23 protein-coding genes are annotated in these 25269 nt (G+C 60.1%); 11 read left to right on the plus strand and 12 right to left on the minus strand.

Annotated features, from left to right (window positions below):
- Positions 1-299, minus strand: a 299-nt coding sequence (locus AC13QY_RS04960) for a nitroreductase family protein (RefSeq protein ID WP_488487520.1), incomplete at its 3' end; no start/stop codon positions are given.
- Between the two features lie 110 nt (positions 300-409).
- Here AC13QY_RS04960 and AC13QY_RS04965 point away from each other — a divergent pair.
- Positions 410-1423, plus strand: a complete 1014-nt coding sequence (locus AC13QY_RS04965) for a LysR family transcriptional regulator (protein WP_488492755.1) — start codon at positions 410-412, stop codon at positions 1421-1423.
- A gap of 632 nt (positions 1424-2055) precedes the next feature.
- Positions 2056-2325 (plus strand): hypothetical protein, encoded by a 270-nt coding sequence (locus AC13QY_RS04970; protein ID WP_113352106.1) that lies wholly within the window; start codon positions 2056-2058, stop codon positions 2323-2325.
- Between the two features lie 326 nt (positions 2326-2651).
- On the opposite strand, the gene AC13QY_RS04975 is transcribed toward AC13QY_RS04970, so the two are convergent.
- From AC13QY_RS04975 to AC13QY_RS04995, 5 genes are all read right to left on the minus strand, one after another.
- Entirely contained in the window at positions 2652-3911 is a 1260-nt protein-coding gene (locus AC13QY_RS04975; protein WP_488492756.1) for a hypothetical protein, read from the minus strand.
- A 38-nt stretch (positions 3912-3949) separates the two neighbouring features.
- The gene (locus tag AC13QY_RS04980; protein WP_488492757.1) at positions 3950-5914 is read right to left on the minus strand and encodes a glycosyltransferase family 2 protein; all 1965 of its coding nucleotides are present in this window, start codon (positions 5912-5914) and stop codon (positions 3950-3952) included.
- Positions 5915-5984: 70 nt separating this feature from the next.
- A complete protein-coding gene (locus tag AC13QY_RS04985) occupies positions 5985-7409 on the minus strand; it encodes an HlyD family secretion protein (RefSeq protein ID WP_488492758.1) in 1425 nt (474 codons plus the stop codon).
- 939 nt (positions 7410-8348) lie between these two features.
- A complete protein-coding gene (locus tag AC13QY_RS04990; RefSeq protein ID WP_488493381.1) occupies positions 8349-9056 on the minus strand; it encodes a LuxR C-terminal-related transcriptional regulator in 708 nt (235 codons plus the stop codon).
- Positions 9057-9638: 582 nt separating this feature from the next.
- Positions 9639-10724, minus strand: a complete 1086-nt coding sequence (locus tag AC13QY_RS04995; RefSeq protein WP_488492759.1) for a hypothetical protein — start codon at positions 10722-10724, stop codon at positions 9639-9641.
- Between the two features lie 499 nt (positions 10725-11223).
- Between AC13QY_RS04995 and AC13QY_RS05000 the strand changes: the two genes are divergently transcribed.
- The 4 genes from AC13QY_RS05000 (at position 11224) to AC13QY_RS05015 (ending at position 15364) form a co-directional block, all read left to right on the plus strand.
- Entirely contained in the window at positions 11224-11799 is a 576-nt protein-coding gene (locus AC13QY_RS05000) for a PE-PGRS family protein (RefSeq protein ID WP_488492760.1), read from the plus strand.
- Positions 11800-11903: 104 nt separating this feature from the next.
- Positions 11904-13619 carry a type I secretion system permease/ATPase gene (locus AC13QY_RS05005; protein ID WP_488492761.1) on the plus strand — a complete coding sequence of 572 codons (1716 nt, stop codon included), beginning with the start codon at positions 11904-11906 and terminating at the stop codon, positions 13617-13619.
- 13 nt (positions 13620-13632) lie between these two features.
- Positions 13633-15078 carry an HlyD family type I secretion periplasmic adaptor subunit gene (locus AC13QY_RS05010; RefSeq protein ID WP_488492762.1) on the plus strand — a complete coding sequence of 482 codons (1446 nt, stop codon included), beginning with the start codon at positions 13633-13635 and terminating at the stop codon, positions 15076-15078.
- A gap of 7 nt (positions 15079-15085) precedes the next feature.
- A complete protein-coding gene (locus tag AC13QY_RS05015; RefSeq protein WP_069614130.1) occupies positions 15086-15364 on the plus strand; it encodes a transposase in 279 nt (92 codons plus the stop codon).
- A 64-nt stretch (positions 15365-15428) separates the two neighbouring features.
- On the opposite strand, the gene AC13QY_RS05020 is transcribed toward AC13QY_RS05015, so the two are convergent.
- Positions 15429-16322 carry a LysR family transcriptional regulator gene (locus tag AC13QY_RS05020; protein ID WP_488492763.1) on the minus strand — a complete coding sequence of 298 codons (894 nt, stop codon included), beginning with the start codon at positions 16320-16322 and terminating at the stop codon, positions 15429-15431.
- A gap of 105 nt (positions 16323-16427) precedes the next feature.
- Between AC13QY_RS05020 and AC13QY_RS05025 the strand changes: the two genes are divergently transcribed.
- The gene (locus tag AC13QY_RS05025) at positions 16428-17297 is read left to right on the plus strand and encodes an SDR family oxidoreductase (RefSeq protein ID WP_488492764.1); all 870 of its coding nucleotides are present in this window, start codon (positions 16428-16430) and stop codon (positions 17295-17297) included.
- A 188-nt stretch (positions 17298-17485) separates the two neighbouring features.
- On the opposite strand, the gene AC13QY_RS05030 is transcribed toward AC13QY_RS05025, so the two are convergent.
- Positions 17486-17833 (minus strand): SDR family NAD(P)-dependent oxidoreductase, encoded by a 348-nt coding sequence (locus tag AC13QY_RS05030; protein WP_488492765.1) that lies wholly within the window; start codon positions 17831-17833, stop codon positions 17486-17488.
- Positions 17834-17947: 114 nt separating this feature from the next.
- Positions 17948-18625: a TetR/AcrR family transcriptional regulator gene (locus tag AC13QY_RS05035; RefSeq protein WP_488492766.1), complete on the minus strand. Its 678-nt coding sequence runs from the start codon at positions 18623-18625 to the stop codon at positions 17948-17950.
- Between the two features lie 81 nt (positions 18626-18706).
- Here AC13QY_RS05035 and AC13QY_RS05040 point away from each other — a divergent pair, with 81 nt between their 5' ends.
- Complete coding sequence (locus AC13QY_RS05040) at positions 18707-19822, plus strand: FAD-dependent oxidoreductase (protein ID WP_488492767.1); 1116 nt, start codon at positions 18707-18709, stop codon at positions 19820-19822.
- Positions 19823-19930: 108 nt separating this feature from the next.
- Here AC13QY_RS05040 and AC13QY_RS05045 read toward each other — a convergent pair whose 3' ends face one another.
- Positions 19931-20758 (minus strand): helix-turn-helix transcriptional regulator, encoded by an 828-nt coding sequence (locus AC13QY_RS05045; protein ID WP_488492768.1) that lies wholly within the window; start codon positions 20756-20758, stop codon positions 19931-19933.
- Positions 20759-20820: 62 nt separating this feature from the next.
- Here AC13QY_RS05045 and AC13QY_RS05050 point away from each other — a divergent pair, with 62 nt between their 5' ends.
- Positions 20821-21753 carry a ketopantoate reductase family protein gene (locus AC13QY_RS05050; protein WP_488492769.1) on the plus strand — a complete coding sequence of 311 codons (933 nt, stop codon included), beginning with the start codon at positions 20821-20823 and terminating at the stop codon, positions 21751-21753.
- A 128-nt stretch (positions 21754-21881) separates the two neighbouring features.
- Here the strand turns inward: AC13QY_RS05050 and AC13QY_RS05055 are convergent, their stop codons facing one another.
- Positions 21882-22280, minus strand: coding sequence for a winged helix-turn-helix transcriptional regulator (locus AC13QY_RS05055; RefSeq protein WP_488492770.1), 399 nt, complete (start codon positions 22278-22280; stop codon positions 21882-21884).
- A gap of 89 nt (positions 22281-22369) precedes the next feature.
- On the opposite strand from AC13QY_RS05055, the gene AC13QY_RS05060 reads away from it, so the two are divergent.
- Positions 22370-22963: an FMN-dependent NADH-azoreductase gene (locus AC13QY_RS05060; RefSeq protein ID WP_488492771.1), complete on the plus strand. Its 594-nt coding sequence runs from the start codon at positions 22370-22372 to the stop codon at positions 22961-22963.
- A 226-nt stretch (positions 22964-23189) separates the two neighbouring features.
- On the opposite strand, the gene AC13QY_RS05065 is transcribed toward AC13QY_RS05060, so the two are convergent.
- Complete coding sequence (locus AC13QY_RS05065) at positions 23190-24158, minus strand: AraC family transcriptional regulator (protein ID WP_488492772.1); 969 nt, start codon at positions 24156-24158, stop codon at positions 23190-23192.
- A 104-nt stretch (positions 24159-24262) separates the two neighbouring features.
- On the opposite strand from AC13QY_RS05065, the gene AC13QY_RS05070 reads away from it, so the two are divergent.
- A complete protein-coding gene (locus tag AC13QY_RS05070) occupies positions 24263-25252 on the plus strand; it encodes an SDR family oxidoreductase (RefSeq protein WP_488492773.1) in 990 nt (329 codons plus the stop codon).
- Positions 25253-25269 lie beyond the last annotated feature (17 nt).

Raw genomic sequence — 25269 nt, forward strand, 5'->3', positions numbered from 1 at the left:
TCATTGGTGAGGTCGAACATCATGTTGACGCGAGCAGCAGTGATGTCGTCCCAGGCCGCAAAAACCAGCAGGTGCGAGCAGTCGGTGATTTGCGCCTGATCCCAGGCCGCGGCTCGAATTCTCGTGCGGACGTCCGGGTTGCTTACGACAATCAGCTCGAAGGGCTGAAGCCCGCTCGACGTGGGTGCTAGGCGCACCGCCTCGACAATGCGCGAGAGCGTGTCGGGGGCGACGCTCCTGCTCGGGTCGTATTTCTTGGTCGCATAGCGCCATTCCAGACGTTCATTCACAGTCGTCATCGTGGTTTTCCTCTTTCGTCTCGTATCCGGACGGCAATCGCATCGCTGCCGTGTCGAAACAGAGGTAGCCTCACTGTGGAGCTAGGATAATTAGGGTTCGCCGCATTATAATGCTGCAAAATGTGCAGCAATCTTGCATCTCTGGAAGCGATTTGGAGGCGATTCGATTCATGTATCTCGAACAAGCGCGGACCGACGAACTTGCAGCACTCGTGGCTGTTGCCAGGGAAGGCTCATTCGTCGCGGCAGCCGCCATGCTCCGCCGACACCCGACCATTGTGTCCAAACGTATCGCCGCGCTGGAGCGACGCCTCGGCGTGCGTCTGCTCGAAAGAACGACACGGCGGGTTCGACTAACGGAAGCCGGTGCCCAGCTCGCGGAACGCATTCTAAGTGCAACCAACGCCATTTTAGAGGCCGAGCAGGAGGCGGCCGCCGGCGGTATCGAGCTCAAAGGTCGGCTGCGCCTGGCCTTCCCGGCGGCGATGGGTCGGCAATGGCTGGCGCCTGCGATGCCAGCTTTTGCTCGCCGATATCCAGGCCTTGATATCGAGGTCGACTACGCCGAGCGGCATGTCGATCTCATCGGCGAAGGATTTGACGCAGCAGTGCGCCTTGGAACGCTCGGTGACAGCCGTCTTGTTTCACGCAAGCTGGGCGACCATCGGATCGTTCTCGGCGCATCACCGGATTATCTCGATCGCCATGGGATTCCCGCCTCTCCCCGCGCGCTCGTGGACCACAACCTCCTTCGATATACCGGGCCAGTGCTGGTGCCGGAGTGGCGCATGCGGAAAGGCCCCCTTCGCGAGACAATCCTGCCTTCCGGAAGCTATCGATCGAACGACATCGATACGCTGCTCGAAGCGGCACGGCAGGGAATCGGCATCGTCGGCTTCGGCGAGTGGTCCATGGCCCGTGACTTCGCTGCCGGGACGCTCGTCCGGCTCCTACCTGAGTGGCAGTTCGAGATCGATGGCGGGATCCATCTTGTCCGTCCGTCCGCGAAATTCACGCCGGCACGAACTGAAGCGTTTATACAGTGGATCACGACACTATTCGCTGGCGGGCTTCCATGGGAGAATCAGAGTATACGCAATGAAATGCAGGTTCCGACCTGCTGATCGGGCGGGCTACCGAGTGATCCCGCGGCTTTTCCGTTTCGGGAAGACGCGGCTTTACGATGCAGCGCTCTCTCACCACATCGGCTGCTTCTCGGACACGGCCCCATCACCTTGATGGCCTTGCTCCGACGACCACTCGATTTCATCGAACGCGTGCCGCCGCAACAGCATGAAAATCGCTTCGTTTATGTCGCGTCCGTCGAGGAGGCTTGGATTGTCGCACAACACATCAATCGTCCGTTGAGTGACACGCCTCGCGACCCCCTCGGATCTGGTAAACTTGCGAGCCCAAACCAATAACGCTTCGCGAAAATTGGGATCATCTGGAATAGATGCGTATTTCCGAAAGGGCATAATACCGCTCCCTCGGTCTTGCAGGCGGGAGCACGTCTAAGCCCTCCGTCGTCACCGCCTACGTATTCGGTTGGTGCCGATACTTCATCTTACGCTTCGAGAAAGACGAGTCCACCAACTTCTATGAACGCTAACGAACAAAGCTTTCGGGAGCTCTTGGGCCTAAGTCCCTACTTGATCGGGACTTTCGTCCGTATCCCCGAGCAGCGTTCATGGCATACTACATTTAGGGCGCGGGTTAGCGCGCCGCAACTGTACATGAATCGGAATGGAAAGACATGAAAAGAATCGTAATCGCAGCGTTGGCGCTCGCCACGACCTTGGCCGCGTCCCCGGCATTCTCTCAGGTCTACTTTGAATACGGAGTTGGGCCTCGCTACGACTATGATGCGCCGCCGCCGCGTTATTATCGTGCCCCGCCGGCCTACGCGGATGATGGGTACTATGAAGGCCCACGCTACAGATATCATCGCCGGTGCTGGACCGAGAGACGCTACAGCTACCGCCATCATCATCGGGTGGTGGTGCGCGAAACCGTCTGCGATTAGTTGGGGCGAAAGACCCAGTTGTGATTCCGCGTGCCCGTCTTCGGATACCCCTGGCGGCATTCACAAAACCGCGGCACAATGATAGATGGAATCGTGCAAGTTATTGAACTCAAGTTCACAGCCGACACGCGCGATAGTGCTACGCAGCCGCCCTGCCTGGGCCTACCGGGCACGGCAATTCATCTTAGACCACTGAAACCTTTCCCAATCGCCGCCCGGTGGCGTGGTCTATTCCAGGGCGGTTCGGCGCTTCATCCAATCAGGAAATCGCCCTTTGTTTTTTTCGCAATTCCGGACGAACACCGCTTCGTACTTTTCCGGGAACTCTAACGGCTCGCCGACTGACCGGCCGTGCCTATGAAAGGATTGCGCTTCAGCGCGGCAAGCACGGCCCATGCCGTCGCTCCTATATGGGGAAGGCGGAAGTACTTGAAGTCAACGGAGGTGGAGTCCGGCCCAACCTTCAGGCCCGTCGATAGCTCAGCGTTGACCGTGGCATAGAGCAGCCCGTCGGGGGCAATTTGCCTGGAAATCGTTTCGAACAAAGGCTCGGCCTCTTTCCCCCTGCCGCTCAGCCGAAACACGAGGGCGGCCTGGGCAGTGCCCTCAAGCCAGATGCCGTCGCGGTCGTTGTTGAAGTCGAAACCACCATCAACGCCATGATTGCGTTTCGTCCATTCCAGGACGCGCGCGCGCCTGAATGCATAGGCCGGCACGGCGATGAGCGGCCACAATTCGGCGTCGAGACCCGACATTCTCGTATTCGGCGCGTCGCTGTCAGGCAGGCTGCCGACGAAAAAGCGGCCGTCCTCGAAATCCCACATGACTTCCAGAAACGCGCGCGCTTTCTCGGCGTGATGCATCCAGTCGCCCATGGGATCGAGCCCGGCAAGCCAGCGATCCGCCGCATAGACATCGAGATTATGTTCCGTGGATTTCCAGCCTATGCGTTCCGGTGAGGGCTCCTGACCAAAGAATCCCCCGAAATAACCAGGATTTTGCGGATCTGCGGCGCTGCGGTGGATCCAGTCCATGATTGTCCGAGCCGCATCCAGATAGAGCGTTCGGCCGGTCTGCTCGTAGGCGGTCAGCAGTGCCAGCGCGCCCCAGGCCGTGCTGCCCGTCGCGCTGCCGACCTGATAGTCGTCTTCAATCCAAGACTTGCTAACGGAGCTCCAATAGCCCGGAAGCAGCATGCTGCCGTTATCCTCAACCGGGCCGGCGCGATAAGCGTTTCGCAGCCGCCCATCGTGATAAAATCGATCCGTCTTCAGCGCGAGCACCAATGCATCGGCGACCCGGCCCGCTTCCGATTTTCGGCCGCAGGCATATAGCGCCATGACCGCCAGCGCGTTGTCATAGGTGAAGCCCGCATTCTCGAGCGCGGGATGGAGCGGCGAAGCATCGTCCGGGGGCTCGTAGCTGCGGAAGACGAAAGGCTGCGCCGGCTCGCCGCTCATATGAGTAACGAGGCCGGCGCAAAGCCTTGCGGCGAGTTGAACATGCCGTTCCTCGCCTGCCCATGCCGCGTGTACCCAACATGCGACGACGGCGCCGGCCAGAAAGGCCCTGAAAAAGCTTCGCATATATCACCCTGGGTCTGTCGAATGATCCTGCCCGCCCATCAGGAAAAGGCGCGCCACAAGAGCATCTGCATTGATTTGCGCAAGTCTCCCCGTTCCGCGACGTTGTCGGGCGCGCTCCTGAAAAGCAGCCGCAGGATGGCGTTGTGCTGCTCCGGCGTCGGCATCAGGCAGAAAGCCGTCGACGATGGCGCCGCTCTGACCGAGGAGGAAACCCAGCCGATTTCCGGGATGAACACGGCCTCGTCTTTCGCACCGGCCGGGCCGTGCTCCGCCAGCGTCACGCCTTCGGTGGACACGGCCGTTATCGTCACGTCGGCGATGTGCCCATTGGCCCGGTGCCGTCCGCGAAGCCGGACTTCGATCGGTTCCTCCTGGCCGAAACGCGGCAGCTCGATGCAACAAAGCAGGCTCGTGAACGCAATGATCATCGCCACCGACGACCAGACGAGATTGAGGCATTCGCGTGCGGAAAATTCGACGGGTGCATCCCAACCATAGACGACCCTGACGACGGACAGCCCTGACATGGCCGCTACGAAACCAAAAAACAATGCCGTTGGGCGGTGAACACGGATCGCGGACCTGTCCCCTCCCTTCTCCGTCACCTTGAAAGGGCGGCCAAACGGCTTGCGGATCGCCTGGAAGAGAGTGATGGTGATCGGCACGGCGGTCAGCGCATGTGTAACCTCTGTGAAGAGCGGCAGCGTGCGCCTTTCGGAGATCCATGTCGAATAGGTCCAAAACAGGAAGAGCGAGCTGAGGCCGTATTTCATGAAAAGCAGTTCGTCAGCCTGCAGCGCCGAAACTCCGGTCAGCCAATAGACAGACGGCGCCAGCAAAAGGCAGAGGATGAAAGGCTTCGACAGCCAACAGAATAGCCCGTGCAGATAATGCAGACGCTGGATGAGGGTGAAGTTGCCGCGCCAGAGCGGCCCGTTGCGCAGCAGACCGATCTGGATCGTGCCGAGGCACCAGCGAGTTCTCTGCGTGATATATTCGGGAATCCCTTCGGCTGACAGGCCGACACTCAGCTTCTCGTTCAGCCAGCGGGTCATATAGCCCCGCTCCATCAGACGGTAGGTAAGCAGCATGTCCTCGGACAGCGCATCATGCGGAAAGCCGCCGATCTCGTTGACGGCGGCGCGACGCACCACGAAGCTGGTGCCCACACAGAACGCGCATCCGACGGCATCCTTGGCCGGCTGGAACGTGTCGAAAAAGACACGCTGGTCATCGACGAAGGAGCGTCGGATGCCGAGATTGTGTTGGATCGGATCGCTGTTGAAATAAAATTGCGGCGTCTGCACGACGGCGACCTTCCCGTCCTTGAATAGACCGATGACTCGGTTCAGGAAATTTGCCTGAGGGGCGAAATCCGCATCGAGAACCATGATGAAATCGGAAATCTCGGCGAGCGCGTTTGTATGATTCAAGGCATTGTTCAGATTGCCGGCCTTGGCATGCTTGTTATCCGGGCGGGTCAAGTAGTTCACGCCGACGCGTGCGCAATAGTCGCGCACTTCCTGGCGACGCGTGTCGTCGCAGACGAAAACCCGAAGCCTGCGATAGTTCATCGCCTGGGCGGATATGACCGATTTTTCCAGGACATTTAGTGGCTCGTTATAGGTGCAGATGAACACGTCGACGGAAGGAATGTCGGCCTTGGCCGCCAGTTCCTTTTCACCGAGATCGGCCTCCTTCGTCCAGTCAGTCGTTCTCAGAAGAATCAGGATCGAACCGATGGCGTAAAGCACCGACACCGCCTCGAAGAGGAAGTAAACATAATTCCAGAGCACTTCGGCGGAAAACTCGAAGGGCGGAAGCGTGTCGAGGGCGCGCCACGAAAGATAGAGCCCGAGCGACAAGAGCATGAGCAGACTGAATGCCGCCCGCTCGAACGGTCTCTTCGGGTTTGCGAGCATTGCGAATAGCATCGCGCAAGCGGCGATGACGAGATCGAAGGTCAGAACAGTGAATAAGTCGTCGTCGGAATTAAAGAACACGGTCTGTTTCTCCCTGACTTCAGCCTGGATGCGATCCGTCACGGGCCACCGGGTGCCGCGGCGACTTGCGTCAGCTTTTCACCGGCGCAGCTCTCATTCGCTCGTTAAGGAGCTCGACGGCATGCGCCTCGGCACGCCGAGGCTGGGGATAGAGAATTCTCCAGCTGACGCGGATGTCCCGAGGGCCCTTTGCAAGGCGCTCCTCCAGATTGAGCACGCCGAACCGTTCGGCCGACCGCCGGACGAGACCGGTCAGTTTCGTCTCAGCCGCGGGCCATTGCGCGGCAGATGCCTGGGCTACGCCAATGAGCGATGTCGATGCCTCGCGTATATAATGCTGCGTTTTCTGAAGCCATTCCTGGGGCATCGTCACGTCGACCCACGTGCCGACAGAGCAGAGCGGACTGCCTCGCAAGTCTGCCGTGCCAGGCTCGGTCAGGCGGATGTACGCATAGAGCTCGCGACGCTCCGTCGGCGGGAAAGGAACGGCGTAATCGAGATCCACCCTGTCGGTCGTACGCGGAACCAGCCGCTCGACGACGCCGCTTGCCGCTTGAGGCCAACCTTCGGCATTGACATCAACCTTCGACCCCACGGCGAGGGCTTGCGCCTGCCGCTCGGAAAAGATCGCGACGACAAAGGCGTCGCGGCAGTCGAGCGTTTCAGCGAGCGTATCGCCGGCCGTGACCTCGCGTCCGGATGCAGCCACCGGCTTGTAGAGCTGGCTCGTCGAGGGAACGCGCAAATCGGCCCGCGCCAGCCTGTCGACCCGCGACGCCTCCGTCATCACGAGGGAGCCGAGTTCGGTCTCTTTCGTGCGCATCGTCGCGATCTGCAACTTGATCTGCAGGAGGTCGGCCTTGCGCGTGCGGATTTCTTGCTGGAGATTTTGCAGCGACTGCAGGTCGGCGCCAACATAAACACCCTGTCGGGCAAAATCGAGTTCCGAGGCGAGCTTGGCCACGGCGAGCTTGGCGGCTTCAAGCTTGGTGTCCTCCAGACGAACCGTATCGGCGACCTCGCCTTCGCTGCCGGCGGCGATACCCCGAGCCATGAGCCTGAGTTTGCGCGCCGCCTCGGCTTTCGCGATGCGGGACGAGTAGGTCACCATCTCCAGAGCCGCCTCGGCGGCCTTGAGATCCGCGGTGATCCTGACGAGGAGTGCCGCCTGCTGGCCGGAAAGATCGTTTTCAAGATCGCCGATACGCTGGGCGTAGTCGCCGACGATCGAATTCTTCTGTTCCATCTCGTTGCGCAGCGCGGCAAGCTGAACCTTCAAGCCGATCAAGGTCGAATTGTCGACGCGATCGTTCTCGACCGTTATTTCGCCGGCCGCGCCGAGCGACGTCACCTTGCCGCTGATCGGCGTTGTCAGCGGCACGAGCGGTGCGTTGATCACAGCGCGGGTAGAAGTCGATGTGAAGAATGGAGGGAATGCGGATGAGGCAAATACTGTACCCATGACACCAAGTACAGCGTAAGATGCCAATCTCACCGATGCATCATTATTTCTGCCATCTTTGCTTTTTCTAAAGAAAAACATAGCCATAGATCCTTTGATGAATGCGCTATATTATTCCTCCCGAAAGAATGCATGGATCGTTGCACGGTTTTTTGTGCGCCGCAATATCGTTAAGATTGTGCTAACGGCATGGTCCGCAGATGCCCAATATTTGACCAGCAATCTGAAGGGGCCATCTTGCGAATTGGGATCAGCCTTTCAGTCCATCCCGCTACAATAGCAGCCGTTCTATCCGCTACGGTGAGAAGCGAAGTCCATCGCGCGCAAGTGAAACATGTGGCATTATTTGTGCATCCTTGGCTCCTGGGAGCTTGGCGAAGCCGACCATTCGCAACTTATACGATTAATTATCTTGCTAAATACCACCATCGTATTATGTACAGCTTCGAGACTCATCATAAAGAAGTAGATGAAACGCAACGTCGGCGCGGATTCCCCCCAGATTTCCACCTTCTGCTGACGGCGCTACTCCAAAAGGATGGTCATATCCGTAAGCCGGTTTTCCTCCTTAGTACTGGAATTAGGTTTCAAATGAAAACATGCGTCACTCTCGGCATCCAGCGGGATGGGTTTGCATGTCGATCGCAAGCCGGCTGGATTGGTATTGGCTTGGCGCTAGGAGATCGAGGCTTTGAAGGAGCCGCTTGGAGGGGTGTCTGGTCATCGTGAAAGAGCGTTTATCGTGGGGCGCCTTTCTTAAGGGCGGTCAACAGCTTCGCCGAGCCGGATTCGCAAAGCGGACGGGGAGGCGGCAACTCCCAACTGCCTGATTCGCATGCAGCGAAGACAAGCTGTGGATGTTCTTTGCCGGCACTCATGTTCCGCCATGGACGTCCATAGGAAAGGTCAAGGATAGGGAATAGTCTGTCGCGCAGCCCCCGCATCGACCATCTTGGCACGTGAGATACCACCCTAATTCGCGGAGGCGTCATGCCCGCTCTCGGCTCTTCGAACCAGGCGAGCGACCACCTCAGTCCGGTTCTGCGCCTGCAACTTACGCATTATGTGTTGCAGATGCATCTTCACCGTATGCCCCGACAAATTGAGTTTTCCTGCAATAACCTTGTTCGAGCAGCCACATTGCAACTCCGCGAGGACCTCCGCCTCCCTGGGAGTGAAATCGGCGATCGTCCAATATTGCGCCCTTTCATCCAGGTTTTTCTCCGCCTCGTTTCTGGCCGGAGCATGCTCGCTTGATTCATCTGCAACAACGCCTAACAGCTGCGGGCAGAATGTTCCCCCCGCCAGAACGAGACGAAGGCCGGCAAGGGCGATATCAATGGGAAGTGACGTCGAAAAGAAGCCGCGGATGCCCATTTTGAGCGCCTGACGGACTATATCGATATCATCCGTACCTAAGAGCAGGGTGATGGGAGCCTGGGGAAAGCGCGCGGCAATCGCGGCGAGATCATCACGGAGGCTTGCACTCTCGACACCTCTGCCGGCCAGATCCAGCGCAATCAAACGTACCTCGGCACCAAGAGCCCTATCGAGACTTTCCGTCGAGATCATGTCGACAAAATTCCAGCCGGCGAATTCACGCTCAAGAAGCTTCACCACAGTCGTACGCGCCAATGTGGAATGCTGAATAACGACAATAGTTGGTATATTGCGCCCCATATGACGCTTGGATTTGGCACTGTTGGACACTTGACCGCTCCCCGGAATATCTGCAGCCCAACCGCAACCCAGATTATTTCCGCTCCCGTTTCATGTCATGACATGAAAAAGAGGTACTATCGATATCAATAGTCTTATCTATCACGAGAGTTGTTATAGAGTGCAATGGCCCAAGGACAGTCAACCTTTGCATGCATATCGCATTGAAATCATTATTCACTAATATATGTTGCGTCGATTCACTTCATTGAATTCATATGCAGAAAGCGTGTCAACAAAGCTGTCGATGGCATTAAAAATACACATGATATTCGATAAATACACCACAGGAAAAGCAGCCTTAATACCCAATTGGCACCTATAGGTTCCGACCAGACACAACGGCCTAGAACGGTCGAGATTTATAACAACATAAATTGGGTTACGGCGGAATATTCTGCGTCTTGGTGACGGGCATTCCGCACCGTGTCTCCCCGAGAGGCAAGGCCAAGCGGACGAAGCAATCCAGCATATGGTTCTTAAAGGTGAGGAAGACGGCTTCGTGAGGTTGAGGCTTCACAATGCCGGCAAGGAGACTATCTGTCAGGTATGTACGAAGCCCAGAATGTCGTCTACGAGAGCCGAATGGGCGTCCGTAAGGTTGCCGCCGCCACCGTGGCCACCGACGCCGGCTAATTGAAGTGCATGCTGATCGTAGAGAACATGGTCGATCTGCTGGGCGTCCGCCGTCCCACCGGCAGGAACTGCGATATTGATGGGATGGAAATAGGCGAGATTGACGTCAACCATGCTGCCGGTCGATGATCCAACTCCACCGCCGCCAGCTTCGTGGTTGCCGGTAAAAATCGTCCCCGATGACATGTTGAAGCCACCACCGTTGCCGCCGATGCCGGCAATCTGCATCGTGCCCTGATCAAAAATCGCGTTGTTCGTCTGATGGGCTTCGGCCGAACCGCCTGCGGCGCCTACCGCGATGTTGATCGGGGAGAAAATGGCCACGTTCACATCGACCATGCTGCCGACGAAAACTCCGTTGCCGCCATGCCCCGCATAATTGTCACCAGTAAACGTAACGGCGGTTCCCGGGTTCATTGTCGAGTCGTGGATCGCGACATTATGATCGCCGCCGGAGCCGCCGATGCCGCCGATCTGGGTTGCCCCCTGCAGGAACACAGCGTTGTTCGATTGATCGGCGTGAGCCTCAGCGCCATGGCCAACCGCCACAGCCGTGTTCACGGGGGCAAACACCGCAACATCCGAGCTCACGAGACCGCCAAAAAAGAGGCCGTTGCCACCGGTGCCGGCATGACTGACGTCGCCGCCGCCGATCGCAATATTGCCGCTTCCGCCATTCCCGCCGATCCCAGCCATTTCGGTGGGATGCTGATTGACCAGCGCATCGTTACCCTGGAAGGCGTCCGCGCTCGAATGAGGTCCCGCAATGGCAGCATTGGAAGGCACGAAGACGGCCAGTGCGTTGCTGTCGATCACGCCTTCGCTTATCCCGTCGCCGCCGCTACCAGCTGAGTTGTAGTTCGGACCCGAAGCGACATCCAGTGGAAGCCAGGTTGGCACCAGAGCCAGGTGCCCCGCTGCCGAATTGGAGGTGAGGTTTTGATCGGTGCCTGTTTTGGGCAAGTCTTCCAATAAGGGACGGGTGTCCGTCATAACCATCTCCATCGCAAATCAACCGAACATCCCACAAGGCGAGCAACTTATGCAGGCAGAATTTTTCGGACATTGTGCGCCTGAACGTGAGAAAAGCAGAGCCTGCAATTCGTCTACATCCTATCGGCTAGCATCATAGCGATTTGGCTATATTGGATGGAGCGCCCGCGATGCGAATTCGAGGGCGCCAAACCGGCCTTGCAGCAGAGACCCGAATGCCGTCTGTTTGCTTGAACCACCGTAGCTTCGAAAGACGAGGCGCGTCGATCAGGCCCTTGGCCCGATCATGACCATCTCATCTGGTGCCTACCACGACGCGCCGAGGTCAAATTGCGCTCATCTCCAAGCATACGCCTGAAGGAGCGTCACCGAATATCTAGATAGCTCCCAGATTTGACCGCGGGTAATATTCACCCGCGGTTGTATTGCGGGCGGTGAGACGCTGGAGACCCATGCCGTAGAACCACACGGACGAAACGAAATCGAAGGAGGAACATCAATGCCTATCCCACAAATATCTGACACGATCCATTTCAGTGACCCGGTTGCCGGCGACGCGAGCGCCGGTAACGGCGGCGATGGCAACAGCCATGGCAATATTGACTACAATCCAGTTGCGTATGTCGCCAATACGCAAACGGTCGACGGGGCATCCATCGATCTGCACAACGGCGATCACGTGGGGCAGATGGCAGATTGGACCGCCGGCAGCGGCGGACCTGGCGGCTTTACGCAAGCCCAGAATGGCTTCCTAGCGGCGGTCACGAATAGCGGCGCGGGAGGCGCCGGAGGAGATTCTCATTCCAACGGCAGCCAGGGAAGCGTGAGCGGCGGCGACACGGCGGCGGTCAGCGCGGATACCACGGCGACACAATATACTCAGCTTCTTGCAGATCAGCATGCCACCATTCTTGCTGGCGTCGGCGGCAACGGCGGCAACGGCAACTTGGCTCGCGGCGGCGACATCTCGGCAGCGCTCGTTCACACGGACCCCTCAACGACAACAGTGAACAATGCTCTCGATCATTTCTCGAACGACTTCGGCCATATCGATCTCAGCCATCTTGGCTCATGAACCCCAAACCCAGAGGGTCGCCGGCTTCAGCCGGAGACCCTCATAGGTTGCGGATCCCGTCGGCAGCCTCGTCTTGTCAGTCTCACGCGGAGCGAGATCGGATAATGGCAACGCTTTCTGTAACGCCATCGCGCCAACAGACACAGCTCGTCATCGCGCTCCGGGCTTGCGCCGGAGCACTTGGGCTGGTTTTCCTCTATAGCTGTGGCTACAATCTCTTCCTTCTGGCGCCTTCCGTTTATCTCCTGCAGATCTATGACAGAGTCCTGTCGAGCCGCAGCGCCGACACGCTTCTGATGTTGACAATAGTCATCGCCGTCGCCGTGGTGGTTGGCGCAACGCTGGACATCGTGCGCCGGGCGGCCCTCTCGCGCATCGGCAGCTGGCTGGATCACAGGCTACGGCCCATGGTGCTTACCGCATCATTCGAATATGCCGCACGTGCCGATGCAGGAGCCGCCACGGAGTGCTTCAGGGATCTGACCACCTTACGCCAATTCCTCGATTCCCCGGCTAGTTCCCTGTTTTTTGACCTCCCATGGGCACCGATCTTCCTGCTCCTGCTCTTTCTTGTTCATCCGCTGCTTGGGGCGCTCGGTCTTCTGAGCGCATTAGCGCTTCTGCTGTTTGCCTGCCTCACGGAGCTAGCGACGCAAGAACCCCTTGCCAGCGCAAATCTTGCCCTCTCCAGAAGCTATCTGCGGTTCGCGAACGCCCTAAAAAACATCGATGTGATCCGGGCGATGGGCATGGAATATGGTGCCGCGTTAGTGGTCTATCGCGATGCGGAAATGGCAAGACGAGCACAAGACATCGCGATGCATCGGACGGAGATCATTCTTGGTTTTTCCAAATCGATCCGAACACTGGCGCAGATCCTATTGATGGGATCCGCGACCTGGCTGGTGCTCTCGAGCAACAGCAGCCCCGGTATCATCTTCGTCGCGAGCCTGCTGCTTGGGCGCGGACTCGCGCCGATCGAGGGCGCGATAGGCGCATGGCGCTCCCTAATGTTTGCTCGCAACGCCTTCAATCGCCTCAACCGCATGCTGATCGCCGTTGCGTCGGAACGCGATGCCCGAACGGTGCTTCAGCCGGAACCCAATGGCCTGGTTCTCGAAGACGTCGGCTATATTCAACCATTCGCCAACAGGCAGATACTAACCGGAATCACGTTGCGCCTGGCGCCTGGCGATTGCGTTGCCCTCATCGGCCCTTCCGGATCAGGAAAATCGACGTTAGGTCGTGTTATTGCGGGCGTCGTGCAAGCAACAAGCGGGTGCGCCCTTCTTGGTGGGGTAGATGTTTCGGCTCTGCGTCTTTGCGGAGGCGCCTACCACGTCGGATATCTGCCGCAGGACATCGAGCTTTTCGGCGGGGCAATCAAGGATGTGATCGGCCGGCTGGATGGAGGAGATCCCGCCAGGGTAATCGATGCAGCCAAGCTGGTTGGATTGCACGAGGCGATCATGCGGCTGCCAAAGGGTTACGAGACCGATATTGGAGAAGGTGGTAGCCTGCTCCTTCGCGCTCAGCGCCAACAGCTGGGGCTGGCACGGGCCGCCTATGGAAATCCATCCCTCATCGTTCTCGATGATCCGAACTCCAGCCTGGACTACGATGGCGAGCGCATGCTGCACAAGGCAATTGAACGCATGAAATCCAGGGGCATGACTGTTGTTATCATAACTCACCGCATGGGTATCCTGCCAGTTACCAACAAGATCGCCATTATGCGCAACGGGACGGTGGCTGCCTTCGGCGACAGCGAGCGGATTTATGAAACCTATCTTCAACCGCCATCGCGAACGGGAACGTAGAGGGGACTGGGACATGACCCTTGTGCAACTGGATGCAACGCTGGCGAGATTTTCAAGTTCGTCAAAAGTGAGCCAGCGCTTTGCCGAACGATCGATGGCGACAGACAAGCAACAGACAGCTTACGCGCCGGTGCTCGGGACGAAACAGCGCGGACCCGCCCCCCCTTCGCCCATGCCGCGGCTCAGGAGCGTTATATGGACGGGGAACCTGTTGATCGGAGTCTTCATAGTCGGATTGGGAATCTGGTCGGTGCTGGCGCCGCTGAAAAGCGCCGCAGTTGCATCCGGCGTCATCGAGCCGGAGTCCAGCCGCAAGACCATTCAGCACCTGGAAGGCGGTATCGTGCGACGGATACTCGTCAAGAACGGCGATGCCGTGACGGCAGGGCAAGTCGTAATAGAACTCGACGACACCAAGTCCCGCTCGGAGCGCGACAATATTCAAGGGCAACTTTGGGACGCCGAAGCAAGCCGCGCCCGCCTGCTTGCCGAGCAGACGGGCGCCGATCATATCGCTTTTCCGCAAGACCTCAGGTCGGCAATGGACAGAGATCCCTCAGTCGGCGCGATTCTGACCGGACAGCGGAAAATCTTCGAAGCGCGTCGTCAGGTCATGCAGGCGGAAGTTGGCATAACCAGCGAGAAGATCGCACAGGTGCGGCAGGAAATCGTAGGACTTGGCGCACAGAAGGCCGCACTGACCGACAGGGCGGCAATCTCGCAGCAGGAACTGGATCAGGTTACGGCCCTCAACGCCAAGGGATTGGAACGAAAAAATACTGTTCTCAACCTCCAGCGGGAAAAAGCGGACCTCGCCGGCCAGCGGGGTCAGGTGGAGGCCCAGATTTCGCGCGCCTACCAGGTGATCAGCGAGGCGCAGGCCGATCTCGCAAAGCTCGAGAGCGACCGGCTGAGCGAAGTCGCGCAAGGCATGCGCGACACGGAAAGTCAGATCATGCAGTTGCGCGAGCGCTTGTGGGCGATCGACGACCAGCTTTCAAGGACCGATATCCGTGCGCCCGAAGACGGAACAATCATGAACCTGCGCATCCACACCGCCGGCGGAGTGGTCGGCGCGGGCGAGCCGCTCGTCGATCTTGTGCCGCGCAGCGATCGTCTCATCGTGTCCGCCCACGTCAGACCGGAAGACATCAATCTCGTCCGTGCGGGGCTTGAGGCGCAGGTTCACCTCCTTCCATACAATCAGCGGCGCGTTCCATTGCTGAAAGGCCGGGTCGAGTATGTATCGGCGGACCGTCTCACCGACGCGCAGAGCGGCCAGCCATACTTTGCCGCGACGATCCGAGTGACGGACGAGCGGTTGGCAAAAATGAACGATGTCGAATTGGTCGCAGGCATGCCTGTGCAGACACTGATCGAAACGGGCAAAAGCAGCGTGGCATTCTATGCCATCAGACCACTTATCGACAGTTTCCACAGAGCATTTCGTGAGGACTGAAGCGGTGATGGGCAAGAGAAAATTCGATGACGATCAGATTACCGGCATACTGAAAGAGCACCAGGCTGGGGTGACGGTTGCTGATGTTTGCCACAAGCACGGTATCAGCGAGCCGACCTTCTATCGGTGGCAATCCCTTCATTTCGGAAATGCCGGTCTCGATTCCAAAAGAATGAGAGCACTGATGGAAGAAAACCAGAAGCTCAAGAAACTTTTGGCAGAGGCCATGCTCTCGGCGGCAACGCTGAGCGAGATGCTGGCAAAGACATCGAATGGGCGAAACTAATCCCCAATCATGGAGTGCGGCCGCGATCGGCCCATCTCTGCGCGATAAACCATTGCGATTGCATTCATCCTTCAGCGAAGGCAGCAAGCTCGTCGGGCGTCCCTTGAGGAAAGGCCTCCTTCAGATAATCCAGGAATGCCGAAACACGCGCGCTGAGGAGCCGACGCGTTGGATATAGTGCCCAAAGAGCGGTCTGAAGCCCCTCTAGCTCACCCCAGCTCACCAGCCTGCCGGTAGCCAAATCCGGAATGGCGAGCGATAGGGGTAGACGCGCCGCTCCCGCCCCCGCTCGAACGGCATTACGAACCATGATGAACGAGGAGACGCTCAGAACTGGCCTTGCCGCGATGCTCAATTTTCCCGCTGAGGTCATGACCTCCCACAATTCAGCTTGGGCCATCGATCCACGAGTGACGGCGGCAACGGGGTCGCGGCCCATCGGGCGCGGTAGATCGGGGCTTGCCACGACCACCAGCCGATCATGCAGGAACACGCGACCAACGAGGCTTTCGTCCGGCTCCGGATTGACACGAATGACCAGATCATAAGCCTCCTCGATCATATCGACGGCCCGGTCTTCCGTCGTGATCTCAAGCTGAACTTCGGGGTGTTTCAGGACGAATCCCGCCGCAAGCTTCCCCATTGCCGTCTGGGAGAACAGCAAGGGTGCGCTGATCCGCAACCGCCCTCGGGGGCTATGTCCGCCCGAGGCGATAGCCTTCGCCGTTTCGTCAAGCTCGGTCAGCAGTGCGCCTGTTCGCTCGAAGAGTGCGCGCCCTTCCTCCGTGAGCTTTAGCGTCCGTGCACCGCGCTCGAACAGACGCAGGTCGAGACTCGCCTCAAGGTCGGCCACACGCCGCGACAAGGTTGCCTTCGGTCGGCCAGTGGCGCGAGCAGCCCTGCCGAACCCGCCGTGGCGAGCGACCAGATTGAAATCGGTGAGAGCGAGCAGATCCATGTGTTTCACCAACGAGACAGTCTGTCCAAATATGACGTCTATCGGGCGCAATTTGGATCATTAAATTGATAACTGTCAACTGAACACCTCAACGGAGCAATCCCAATGACCATTCTCGTTACAGGCGCCACCGGTCGTGTCGGCCACCACGTCGTGGATCAACTCATCAAGCGTGGCGCGAAGGTTCGCGTGTTGACCCGCGATCCCTCAAGGGCCAATGTCCCGGCCGGCGTCGAAGTTACTCAAGGCGACCTGCTCGACATCGATGCGCTGCGCAACGCCTTCCACGGCGTAAGCACGCTCTTTTTGTTGAATGCCGTTACCGGCGATGAATTCACCCAGGCGATCATCACGCTCAACATCGCCCGCGAGGCGGGCGTCGAACGGGTCGTCTATCTCTCCATGTTCGATGCCGATCGTGCGGTGAATGTGCCGCATTTCGCCGTCAAGTTCGGTGCTGAGCGCATGCTCGTCCAGATGGGCTTCAGCGCCACCATCCTGCGCCCGACATACTTCATCGACAATGAGCTGATGATCAAGGACGTAATCCTCAATCACGGCGTCTATCCGATGCCGATCGGCGGCAAGGGCGTCGCCATGGTCGACGCCCGCGATATCGCCGAGGTCGCCGCCATCGAACTGATCCGCCGCGACCAGGCTGCCCGCAAGCTACCGATCGAGACGATCAACCTTGTCGGCCCCGACACACTGACCGGCCCGGATGTGGCCAAGATCTGGTCGGACCTGCTCGACCGCCCGGTTGTCTACGGCGGCGACGATCCCAGCGGATTCGAGCAGAACATGGCAAGCTTCATGCCGAAGTGGACGGCCTATGAGATGCGCCTGATGGCCGAACGCTACGTCACCGATGGCATGATCCCCGAGCTCGGCGACGTCGAGCGGCTGATCACGATCCTGGGTCGCCCCCTGCATTCCTACCGGGCCTTTGCCAGTGAGATCGCTACCGCGGCCTGAGGCCCGGCAGCCAAACCGCTCCGGAGAGGGAGTGGGCGCGACGCGCCTCTTCCTCCCATCCGGCCTCCGCACCCAATGCGATGTGACGAGCATACGCGAGTCACCGATCAATAACAGGAAGCAGGAACATCAATCCGTGCCACGGGCAGGACATTGCCATTGGGCGTGATCGTGTGGCGACCTTCAGGTCAGCTCGCCTCGGCCCAGGCCATCGCGTCGGCGCCTGCGGGGATTCGCACGGGGCTCGAGGGATCGTTCACCGCGCGCCACACGGCTTCGGCGACATCCCGCGAATGGGTGACCGGGCCTGGCTGGCTGAAGCGGGCCATGAAGCCTTTGACGAGATCGGCATAGGCCTCGTGGTCGAGACCCCGCATTCGGGAGCTGCCATTCTCGGCGAAGCGGGTCTCGGGCGCGCGCCCGGGTAGCACGATGTGCGCGCGTATGCCGAACTGTGCGACTTCCAGCGCCATGGACTCGGTAAAGGCGTTCACCGCCGCCTTGCTCGCCGTGTAGACTGCGTCTTCACCCGCCATGTCGGGCTGCCGCCCGCGCGCTATGCGCGGCAGCAGGACCTCCCTGCGTCCTAAGAGCCAAGAAGCTCGGCGCTACGCTCTGGATGGCTATCGGTACATGAGCACCGTCCCGCCTCAAGCGTTTCGCTCGACGCAGGCGCCCGCCAGGATGAAATCGACGCCAGCAATGAACTGTTGGCGATCGTCATGCTCGCTCAGTTGCGCCGCCACCCGCCGAAGAAATGGACGTGCTTCGGGATCATCCTCAATCCAGCCCGTGGCGATGGTTTCCAGCCACGCCTTACGATCCGTTCCGTCCGGAAGCGTGCGGGCATTGGCCGCGTTCTGGCCGGCCACACCAAGGATGTAGTTCGTCAGCGCTGAGGCGCAGTCGAATTGTGCATCCACTGGAACGCCAAGCGGCTGGAGCCATCCGCCGATGCGTTCGAAGATCTCTCCGACCGCGGAATGCCATGGCTCGCGGGAAAGGTGAGCGCCGGCCCAGGGGTGAGCGTCAATCGCATCGAATACCGCGAGCGCGATGGCGCGGATCGCGGCTCTTGGCTCCTCTTCCTTGGCCACTTTCGCCAGGGCGCGGGCGAGAACATGTCCCGTCGCTGCGGCAAGCAGGTCGTTCCTGTCGGCGATATGCCAGTAGATCGCCCCGCTGCCCGTCGCCAGCTGTGTCGCCAGCGCCCGAAATGTCAGAGCAGCCTCCCCGCGCGCATCGAGAATCTTGATCGCCGCCTCGACAATCCGCGCCTTGGAAAGGGCGTCCGCGCGTCGCGCTGTCTGGTGAGCTCGTTTAGACATGCGCCTATGATGACATATCTGGAACGTCGTTCCAATCCCCACTATATATGGAACAATGTTCCAGCCAAATAGAGGTGCCGCATGACCACTTCCGTTACCATTATTGGTGCAGGCCCAGGCGGCCTGACCCTCGCCCGCGTACTCCACGTTCACGGCATCGCCGCCACGATCTATGAAGCGGAGCCCTCCGCGCACGCCCGTACTCAAGGCGGCCAGCTTGACGTTCACGAACATGACGGTCAGCGCGCGCTCGCTGCCGCCGGCCTGACCGACGCATTCCGCGCAATCGTTCACGACGGTGGCGACGCGACGCGCGCCCTCGACCGAAACGGCAATGTGCTGCTCGACCAGCCCGGAGACGGGCGACGTCCCGAAGTGCTCCGGGGCGACCTGCGGCGGATCCTCATCGACTCCTTGCCTGCCGGGACGATCCGGTGGGGGCGGAAGCTCGCCGGAGCCAGGCCGCTTGGCGCCGGTCGTCACGAACTGACGTTCACCGATGGCTCGGCTGTAGAGACCGCATTGCTCGTCGGCGCCGATGGCGCTTGGTCGAAGGTACGCCCGCTGTTGTCAGACGCGAAGCCCGCCTATGTCGGCGTTTCCTTCGTCGAGACCTACCTGCATGACGCTGATCGGCGGTTTCCTGCAACGGCCGCGGCGGTCGGGGCCGGCGGAATGTTCGCGCTCGAACCGGGCAAGGGGATCACCGCGCACCGGGAGCCGGCAGGCGCGCTCCACACCTACGTTCAACTGATGCGATCAGCGTCCTGGTTTACGGACATCGACTTCAATGACGCCGAGACTGTGAAAACACGGATAGCAGCCGAATTCGACGGGTGGACACCGGCTCTCACCACATTGATCACCGGTAGCGACACTGCGCCGGTCCTGCGAGCGGTCAACGCGCTGCCGGTTGGTCATCGATGGGATCGTACCCCAGGCGTGACGCTGCTCGGCGACGCCGCGCATCTGTCGCCTCCGGCCGGCGACGGCGCAAACCTGGCGATGCTCGACGGGGCCGAGCTCGGCGAGGCCATAGCCGCTCAGCCTGGAGACATCGAGAATGCGCTGACCGTTTATGAGGCTGCGATGTTCTCGCGCAGCGAGGTGGCTGCCGCGGACGCGCACCGGGTCCTGGACCTTTGCCTGGGTGAGCGCGCACCCTTCAGCCTCATCGACTTTCTCAGCGCCACGTAATGACGTGTACCGCTCCAGAGAAGCGAAGCTGGTATTGCCGAGTGCGTCGGCTACCCGGCTTGGTCAGCTTCACCTCAGCTCTCCTGTGGTTGCCCTTTATCACGTGGCCTAGGCAATCAAGGACCTGATCCGTTCAGCATCCTCTGGCGTCGCCGGATTGTAGACCACCATGCTGAGATCAGTCCTACCATCGACAGAAAACGCCGAATATTCGAAGGCGAGCGGGCCAAGAACCGGATGGTGTATATGTTTGATCGCCTCGCCATGGGCACCATGAACTTCGTTGTCGCGCCACATCCTTCTGAAATCGGGGCTCAGCCGGCAGAGCTCGTTGACGAGAGGCTGTACATCCGCGGCGGCCCCCGCTCGCGCCGCATCCAGTTTGAAGGCGCCTACCAGGAAGCGCGCCACGCTCTCCCAATCATTCTGGATTGTACGTGCGTGGGGATTGAGGAACATCATGCGCAACAAATTCCGCTGGTCTGGCGGCAACGTCCCGTAATCAACCAACATCACGGTTGCCGCCCGATTCCAGGCGACGACGTCCCAAATGGCGGTTCTGATGAGGGCCGGGCTCGGGTCCAGCGCGTCCAGCACGCGCTGCAGTCGCGGCGTCACGCCATTGTTCTTTTGGTAGCGGGCCTCGGGCGGGCGGCCGAGGCCGAGCAGGAAAAGGTGCTCACGTTCGGCATCTGTGAGCATGAAGGCCCGCGAGAGGCGATCGAGCACGTCGGCTGACGGCGCGCCGCCGTGCCCCTGTTCGAGGCACGTGTACCAGGTCGGGCTGATGTTGGCCCGTTGCGCGACTTCCTCGCGGCGCAGACCACGAGTCCGGCGACGTTCCGAGGAGAACCCCAGAGCTGCGGGATCGAGCTTGGCACGGCGATCGCGGAGATAGCGCCCAAGCATGTTTTCGATAGGCAGATATTCGCTCATCCTGTTAGTCTTTATACTACCATAAGGTCACTACTTTACCAGCATACGCCGTTGCGGTTGATTTGTCCTCGACCGAAATCGGGGACTTGTTGATGCCTTCACCTCCACTCTCGTCGAAGTCCTTACGCATTGCCGTCCTTGGTTGCGGCAAAATCGGCAGCACATTCGCGTTCCAATTGGCTCGCGCCGGCAACCACGTCACTGTCATCGCCCGGCCGATGTCGGCCCGGCTTCAGCAGTTGCGGCGCGACAACGGCATCGTCACCGTCACGGGTGAGCGCGCCGACGTACAAATCGCGGACGTGCTCGACGAGGAGACACCTTACGACCTCATCATCGTGACGGTCGTCGACTATCAGGCCGATGCCGTGCTGCCGGCTTTGCAGCGCAGCGCCGCCAAGAGCATCCAGTTCATGTTTGTCAGTTTCGAGCCGGAGCGGCTGCGCGATGCGGTCGGCGCCGAGCGATGCTCGTTCGGCATGCCTTTCGTGCAGGCGATGATTGACAAAGACGGCAAGCTCAAGCCCACTATTTCGAAATCTCAAAAGACGATCATGAGTGAGCAGCGCTGGGTGGACGTGTTCAACGCCGCCGGACTACCTGCGGCCCACGAACCCGATATGGCCCTCTGGCTGCGTTGCCACGTTCCGCTATGCATCGGGTTCGAAAGCGTCGCGGTGGCGGGCGAGCGGCGCGGCGGCGGTGCCTCCTGGGGCGAAGCAAAGCTCGTCGCACGCGGGGTGAAGGAAAGCTTCGCGCTGATCAAAGGGCTTGGCTACCCAGTCTATCCGAAGTCGAAAGTGCGCCTCAGCGGCCTTCCAATCTTCATTTTGACTTTCATGCTGTGGATGTTCTCGCGCGTGAAGTCGATGCGCGAATTGCTCGCGACCGGGAAAGAGGAATGCAAGGCGCTGATCGACAGGATGGTAGAGGCGGCACCCCGGGCGAAACCCGCCATCAACGTCTCCAGAATTGAGGCAATCAGGCCGGCGTAGGCCCGGGCTGACGGCTTCTGTCCCCACTTCGAATTTAGGAGACTTCTGTCATGAACGTATTTGTCACCGGCGCAACGATGGGCGGGTTCAGCCGCCATGTCGAGCTGCCCGTCCGCCAGACGGCGGGCCTACTCTGATCCACCGCGACCGGTGGGAGCATGCTTGTCCTGATCATAACGCGCCCGGTTGTTCTCGATCTCGTCGATATGCTCTCCCGCCCAGGCACCCAGTGCGCGGACCGGCACAGCCAGGGATTGTCCAAGTTCCGTCAGGGCATATTCGACTTGCGGTGGGACCGTCGGATAGACCGTCCGGCTCACCATCCCGTCGCGCTCGAGCACCTTCAGGGTGCGTGTCAGCATCTGCTGCGAGATGCCCCCGACCGTTCGTTTGATCTCGTTGAAGCGGTGCGGCCGCTCGACCAGTATCCTGACGATCATCACTGTCCATTTGTCGCCGACGATGGCGAGCACTTTGCCGACCTTGTGGCATTGGGCGCTGACGGCCGGCGAGGCAGGCATATCCATGTGACCAGGTCCTAAAAATATGCGTTCTTGGCGGAGCACCTGTGGTCACATAGATAGTCCTGGTCACAAATCAAGACCGGAGATATCCAGTGAAACTTCTTCATCTCGACTCCAGTATCATGGGCGAAAACTCGGCAAGCCGGGTGCTCTCTGCCGCTATCGTCGAGCGGATCGTCGAAACACATGACGCGGTTGAAGTCACCTATCGCGACCTTGCCAGCGAACCGCTCCCGCATCTCACCCTCGACGCGTTCAAGGTGCTCGACGCCGGCACTGACGTGCAGCAATTCCTCGACGCGGACGTTGTGGTGATCGGGGCCGGCTTCTACAATTTCTCTGTTCCCACCCAGCTCAAGGCCTGGATCGATCATATCGTCGTGCGGGGAAAGACCTTCGCGCGCGGCGAAAACGGGCCGATCGGTCTCGCCCAGGGAAAGCGCGTGATCGTCGCGCTGGCGCGCGGCAACGTCTACAGCGATGGCTCGCCGTATCACTCGTTCGAACATGCCGAGACGCTGCTCCGCTCCGCATTCGCATTCATGGGTGTCACGGATATCGAGTTTATTATCGCCGAGGGGCTCGGGCGCAGCGAGGAGGTGCGTCGGGCCTCGATCGCGGGCGCACTTGAAGAGGTGCGCAAGGTCTCCCCAAACCCCAAAGCTCCGGCTCCACTCAGAGCTTGAGAGCACAGACGCGAATGCACGGCATGCCTGGCTTTCGCGCCGTAACGGAGGAATCGCTGCTTCAATTGCTCGGACGAAATTTCCTGTTGGCAGATCTCTCGGCCGGGCATGTCGGACAGGATCGCGGATATGCCGTTATCGGACAGATCCTCGCGGCCAACCGCGGGGATCCTCCTGCCGGCCGGCGACCAAAACGGGAACCATGTTGAACGTGTCCGCTCCACCGTTAAGGGAGTGACGAGAAGGACTGCTCACTACCAGGCGCTAGGCGACGTCCAGCTTCACCCGCCTCGACCTGCCGGCGGCCATATTGCCGGGGCGAGCAGTTCATCACCCGCTTAAAAGCGGTACTGAAGGACTTTTCGGATTCGTAGCCAAGCGCCAACCCGATCTCGGCAAGCGACTGACGCGTCGAGGTTAGCCTGTCCGCCGCCTGCATCATGCGCCAGCGCGTCAGATAGTCCATCGGCGAGAGGCCAACCCTTTCCTTGAAAGTCACGGCGAAGGCAGTGCGCGACATCCCAGCCTCCCTGGCGAGGGTCTGCAGCGTCCATCGCTGGCCAGGAGCTCCGTGCATCGCCGCGATGGCCGCGCGCAAACGCTTGTCCGCGAGCGCGGAGAGCCAGCCTGCTTCCTCGGCCGTCCGGTCGGACAAGTAAAGCCGCAGCGCCTGCACCAGCACGATCGTCGCCAATTGCTGCGCGACGATGAAATCGCCGGGCTGTCCCTCCGACAGCTCCTGCCGCATGCGCTCGACGCACCAATTCAGGGTCGCGCTGCCAGGACGATCACGGATGTGCAGGAGTGGCGGAAGGACGTTCAAGAGCAGCTCCGACTGGCCTTCAGACAGCGTGAAGTAGCCGCCGATGCTGAGATAGTCTCCACCGCCATTGTAGGTGAGGATGCGCCCTTCCGGCCGTGGCGGCAGGACCTGGCTGACAGGGACCGGCGCGACCGAGAGGTCGCTGGCGATCTGGAACGGCCGGCCACGCGGCAGCAGGAAACATTCGCCGGCGCTGACCTGAACAGGAGACTCGCGTTCCACCGATATCCAGCACGAGCCGGTCACGACGGCGTGGAACTTGATCCCCTCATGCGGCCCGAAGCTGATCGCCCAATCACCGCCCGCATCGAAGCCGCCCGACACGTAGCTACGCAGCTTCAGAAGCGAGAGCACATCCGAGAGTGCATCCATTCGTGACTTCCTGAACGATCGAAAACCATATTCGGACTATGCGACATGGATCGTTCCTGAGCAACCGCCTAAATTGGGTTTGAAGTCAATAGAGGAGAAGCGCCATGCGCATATTCGTGACCGGTGCCACCGGCTTCATCGGGTCCGCCATCGTCCGCGAGCTCATCGAGGCCGGGCACGAGGTCACCGGGCTCGTCCGCTCAGCGGAGGCAGCCGCGAAGCTTGAGGCGGACGGCGCGAAACCGCAGCGCGGCGGAATCGAGGAGCTCGAAAGCCTCGCACGCGGCGCGGCCCGGGCGGACGGCGTGATTCACACCGCCTTCTTCCATGCCTTCTCGCACGCCAGTCTCGCGACGCGCCTGCGGGTCATGCTTGGCGGCAGCCCGACCAATATCGTCAAGCGGTTTATGACTGCCGCCGTCGAGGCGGACCGGCGCGCGATCGAGACGCTCGGCAACGCGCTGCGCGGAGATCAGCGATCGCTGGTCATTGCCTTTCCGACAATGGCGATGGTTCAGGGACGGCTGGCGGTTGAAACGGATCCCGCCGATCCGAATGCTGTGGGCGGTCTCAGGGCCCGATCCGAGGGGGCAGCCCTGGCGCTCGCAGCCCGCGGCGTGAAGGCCACGATCGTTCGGCTACCGCCTTCGGTACACGACGAAACCCGGCAGGGCCTCGTCACCCAGTTGATCGCTATCGCGCGCAAGAAGCGGGTCTCCGCCTATGTCATCGGCGATAGCGAAAACAGGTGGGGCGCTGTCCATCGGCTCGACGCATCGCGCCTCTTCCGCCTCGCCCTCGAACAGGGCGAAGCCGCCACCTGCTATCATGCGGTCGCCGAAGAAGGAATCCCGGTGCGTGCCATCACGGAGGCGATCGGCAGCCACCTCGGAGTCCGGGTCGAAGGCTTGTTTCCGAAAGACGCGCACAAGCATTTCGGCTGGCTCGCGCCCTTCGTCAGCGCCGACAATCCGGTGTCCAGTGAACTCACGCAGCGGCGCCTGAGCTGGCAGCCGACCCATCCGCGGCTCATGGACGATATCGGCGCGGCTCTCCGCAACGCCGACGTGCAGGCATCATCGGCCCTCGCCTGACGCGAACCCAAAGGCAT

Source organism: Martinezella sp. CNPSo 3795 (assembly GCF_057784475.1).

Excerpts from the sequence above, each read along its gene's own strand:
- AC13QY_RS05005 (WP_488492761.1), top strand. The coding sequence starts at position 11,904 with ATGGCAACGCTTTCTGTAACGCCATCGCGCCAACAGACACAGCTCGTC.
- AC13QY_RS05030 (WP_488492765.1), bottom strand. The coding sequence starts at position 17,833 with ATGGCGGGTGAAGACGCAGTCTACACGGCGAGCAAGGCGGCGGTGAAC.
- AC13QY_RS04970 (WP_113352106.1), top strand. The coding sequence starts at position 2,056 with ATGAAAAGAATCGTAATCGCAGCGTTGGCGCTCGCCACGACCTTGGCC.
- AC13QY_RS05065 (WP_488492772.1), bottom strand. The coding sequence starts at position 24,158 with ATGGATGCACTCTCGGATGTGCTCTCGCTTCTGAAGCTGCGTAGCTAC.
- AC13QY_RS05000 (WP_488492760.1), top strand. The coding sequence starts at position 11,224 with ATGCCTATCCCACAAATATCTGACACGATCCATTTCAGTGACCCGGTT.
- AC13QY_RS05020 (WP_488492763.1), bottom strand. The coding sequence starts at position 16,322 with ATGGATCTGCTCGCTCTCACCGATTTCAATCTGGTCGCTCGCCACGGC.
- AC13QY_RS05010 (WP_488492762.1), top strand. The coding sequence starts at position 13,633 with ATGACCCTTGTGCAACTGGATGCAACGCTGGCGAGATTTTCAAGTTCG.
- AC13QY_RS05045 (WP_488492768.1), bottom strand. The coding sequence starts at position 20,758 with ATGAGCGAATATCTGCCTATCGAAAACATGCTTGGGCGCTATCTCCGC.
- AC13QY_RS05015 (WP_069614130.1), top strand. The coding sequence starts at position 15,086 with ATGGGCAAGAGAAAATTCGATGACGATCAGATTACCGGCATACTGAAA.
- AC13QY_RS04990 (WP_488493381.1), bottom strand. The coding sequence starts at position 9,056 with ATGGGGCGCAATATACCAACTATTGTCGTTATTCAGCATTCCACATTG.
- AC13QY_RS05040 (WP_488492767.1), top strand. The coding sequence starts at position 18,707 with ATGACCACTTCCGTTACCATTATTGGTGCAGGCCCAGGCGGCCTGACC.
- AC13QY_RS04965 (WP_488492755.1), top strand. The coding sequence starts at position 410 with ATGCTGCAAAATGTGCAGCAATCTTGCATCTCTGGAAGCGATTTGGAG.
- AC13QY_RS05055 (WP_488492770.1), bottom strand. The coding sequence starts at position 22,280 with ATGGATATGCCTGCCTCGCCGGCCGTCAGCGCCCAATGCCACAAGGTC.
- AC13QY_RS05025 (WP_488492764.1), top strand. The coding sequence starts at position 16,428 with ATGACCATTCTCGTTACAGGCGCCACCGGTCGTGTCGGCCACCACGTC.
- AC13QY_RS05070 (WP_488492773.1), top strand. The coding sequence starts at position 24,263 with ATGCGCATATTCGTGACCGGTGCCACCGGCTTCATCGGGTCCGCCATC.
- AC13QY_RS04995 (WP_488492759.1), bottom strand. The coding sequence starts at position 10,724 with ATGACGGACACCCGTCCCTTATTGGAAGACTTGCCCAAAACAGGCACC.
- AC13QY_RS05035 (WP_488492766.1), bottom strand. The coding sequence starts at position 18,625 with ATGTCTAAACGAGCTCACCAGACAGCGCGACGCGCGGACGCCCTTTCC.
- AC13QY_RS04975 (WP_488492756.1), bottom strand. The coding sequence starts at position 3,911 with ATGCGAAGCTTTTTCAGGGCCTTTCTGGCCGGCGCCGTCGTCGCATGT.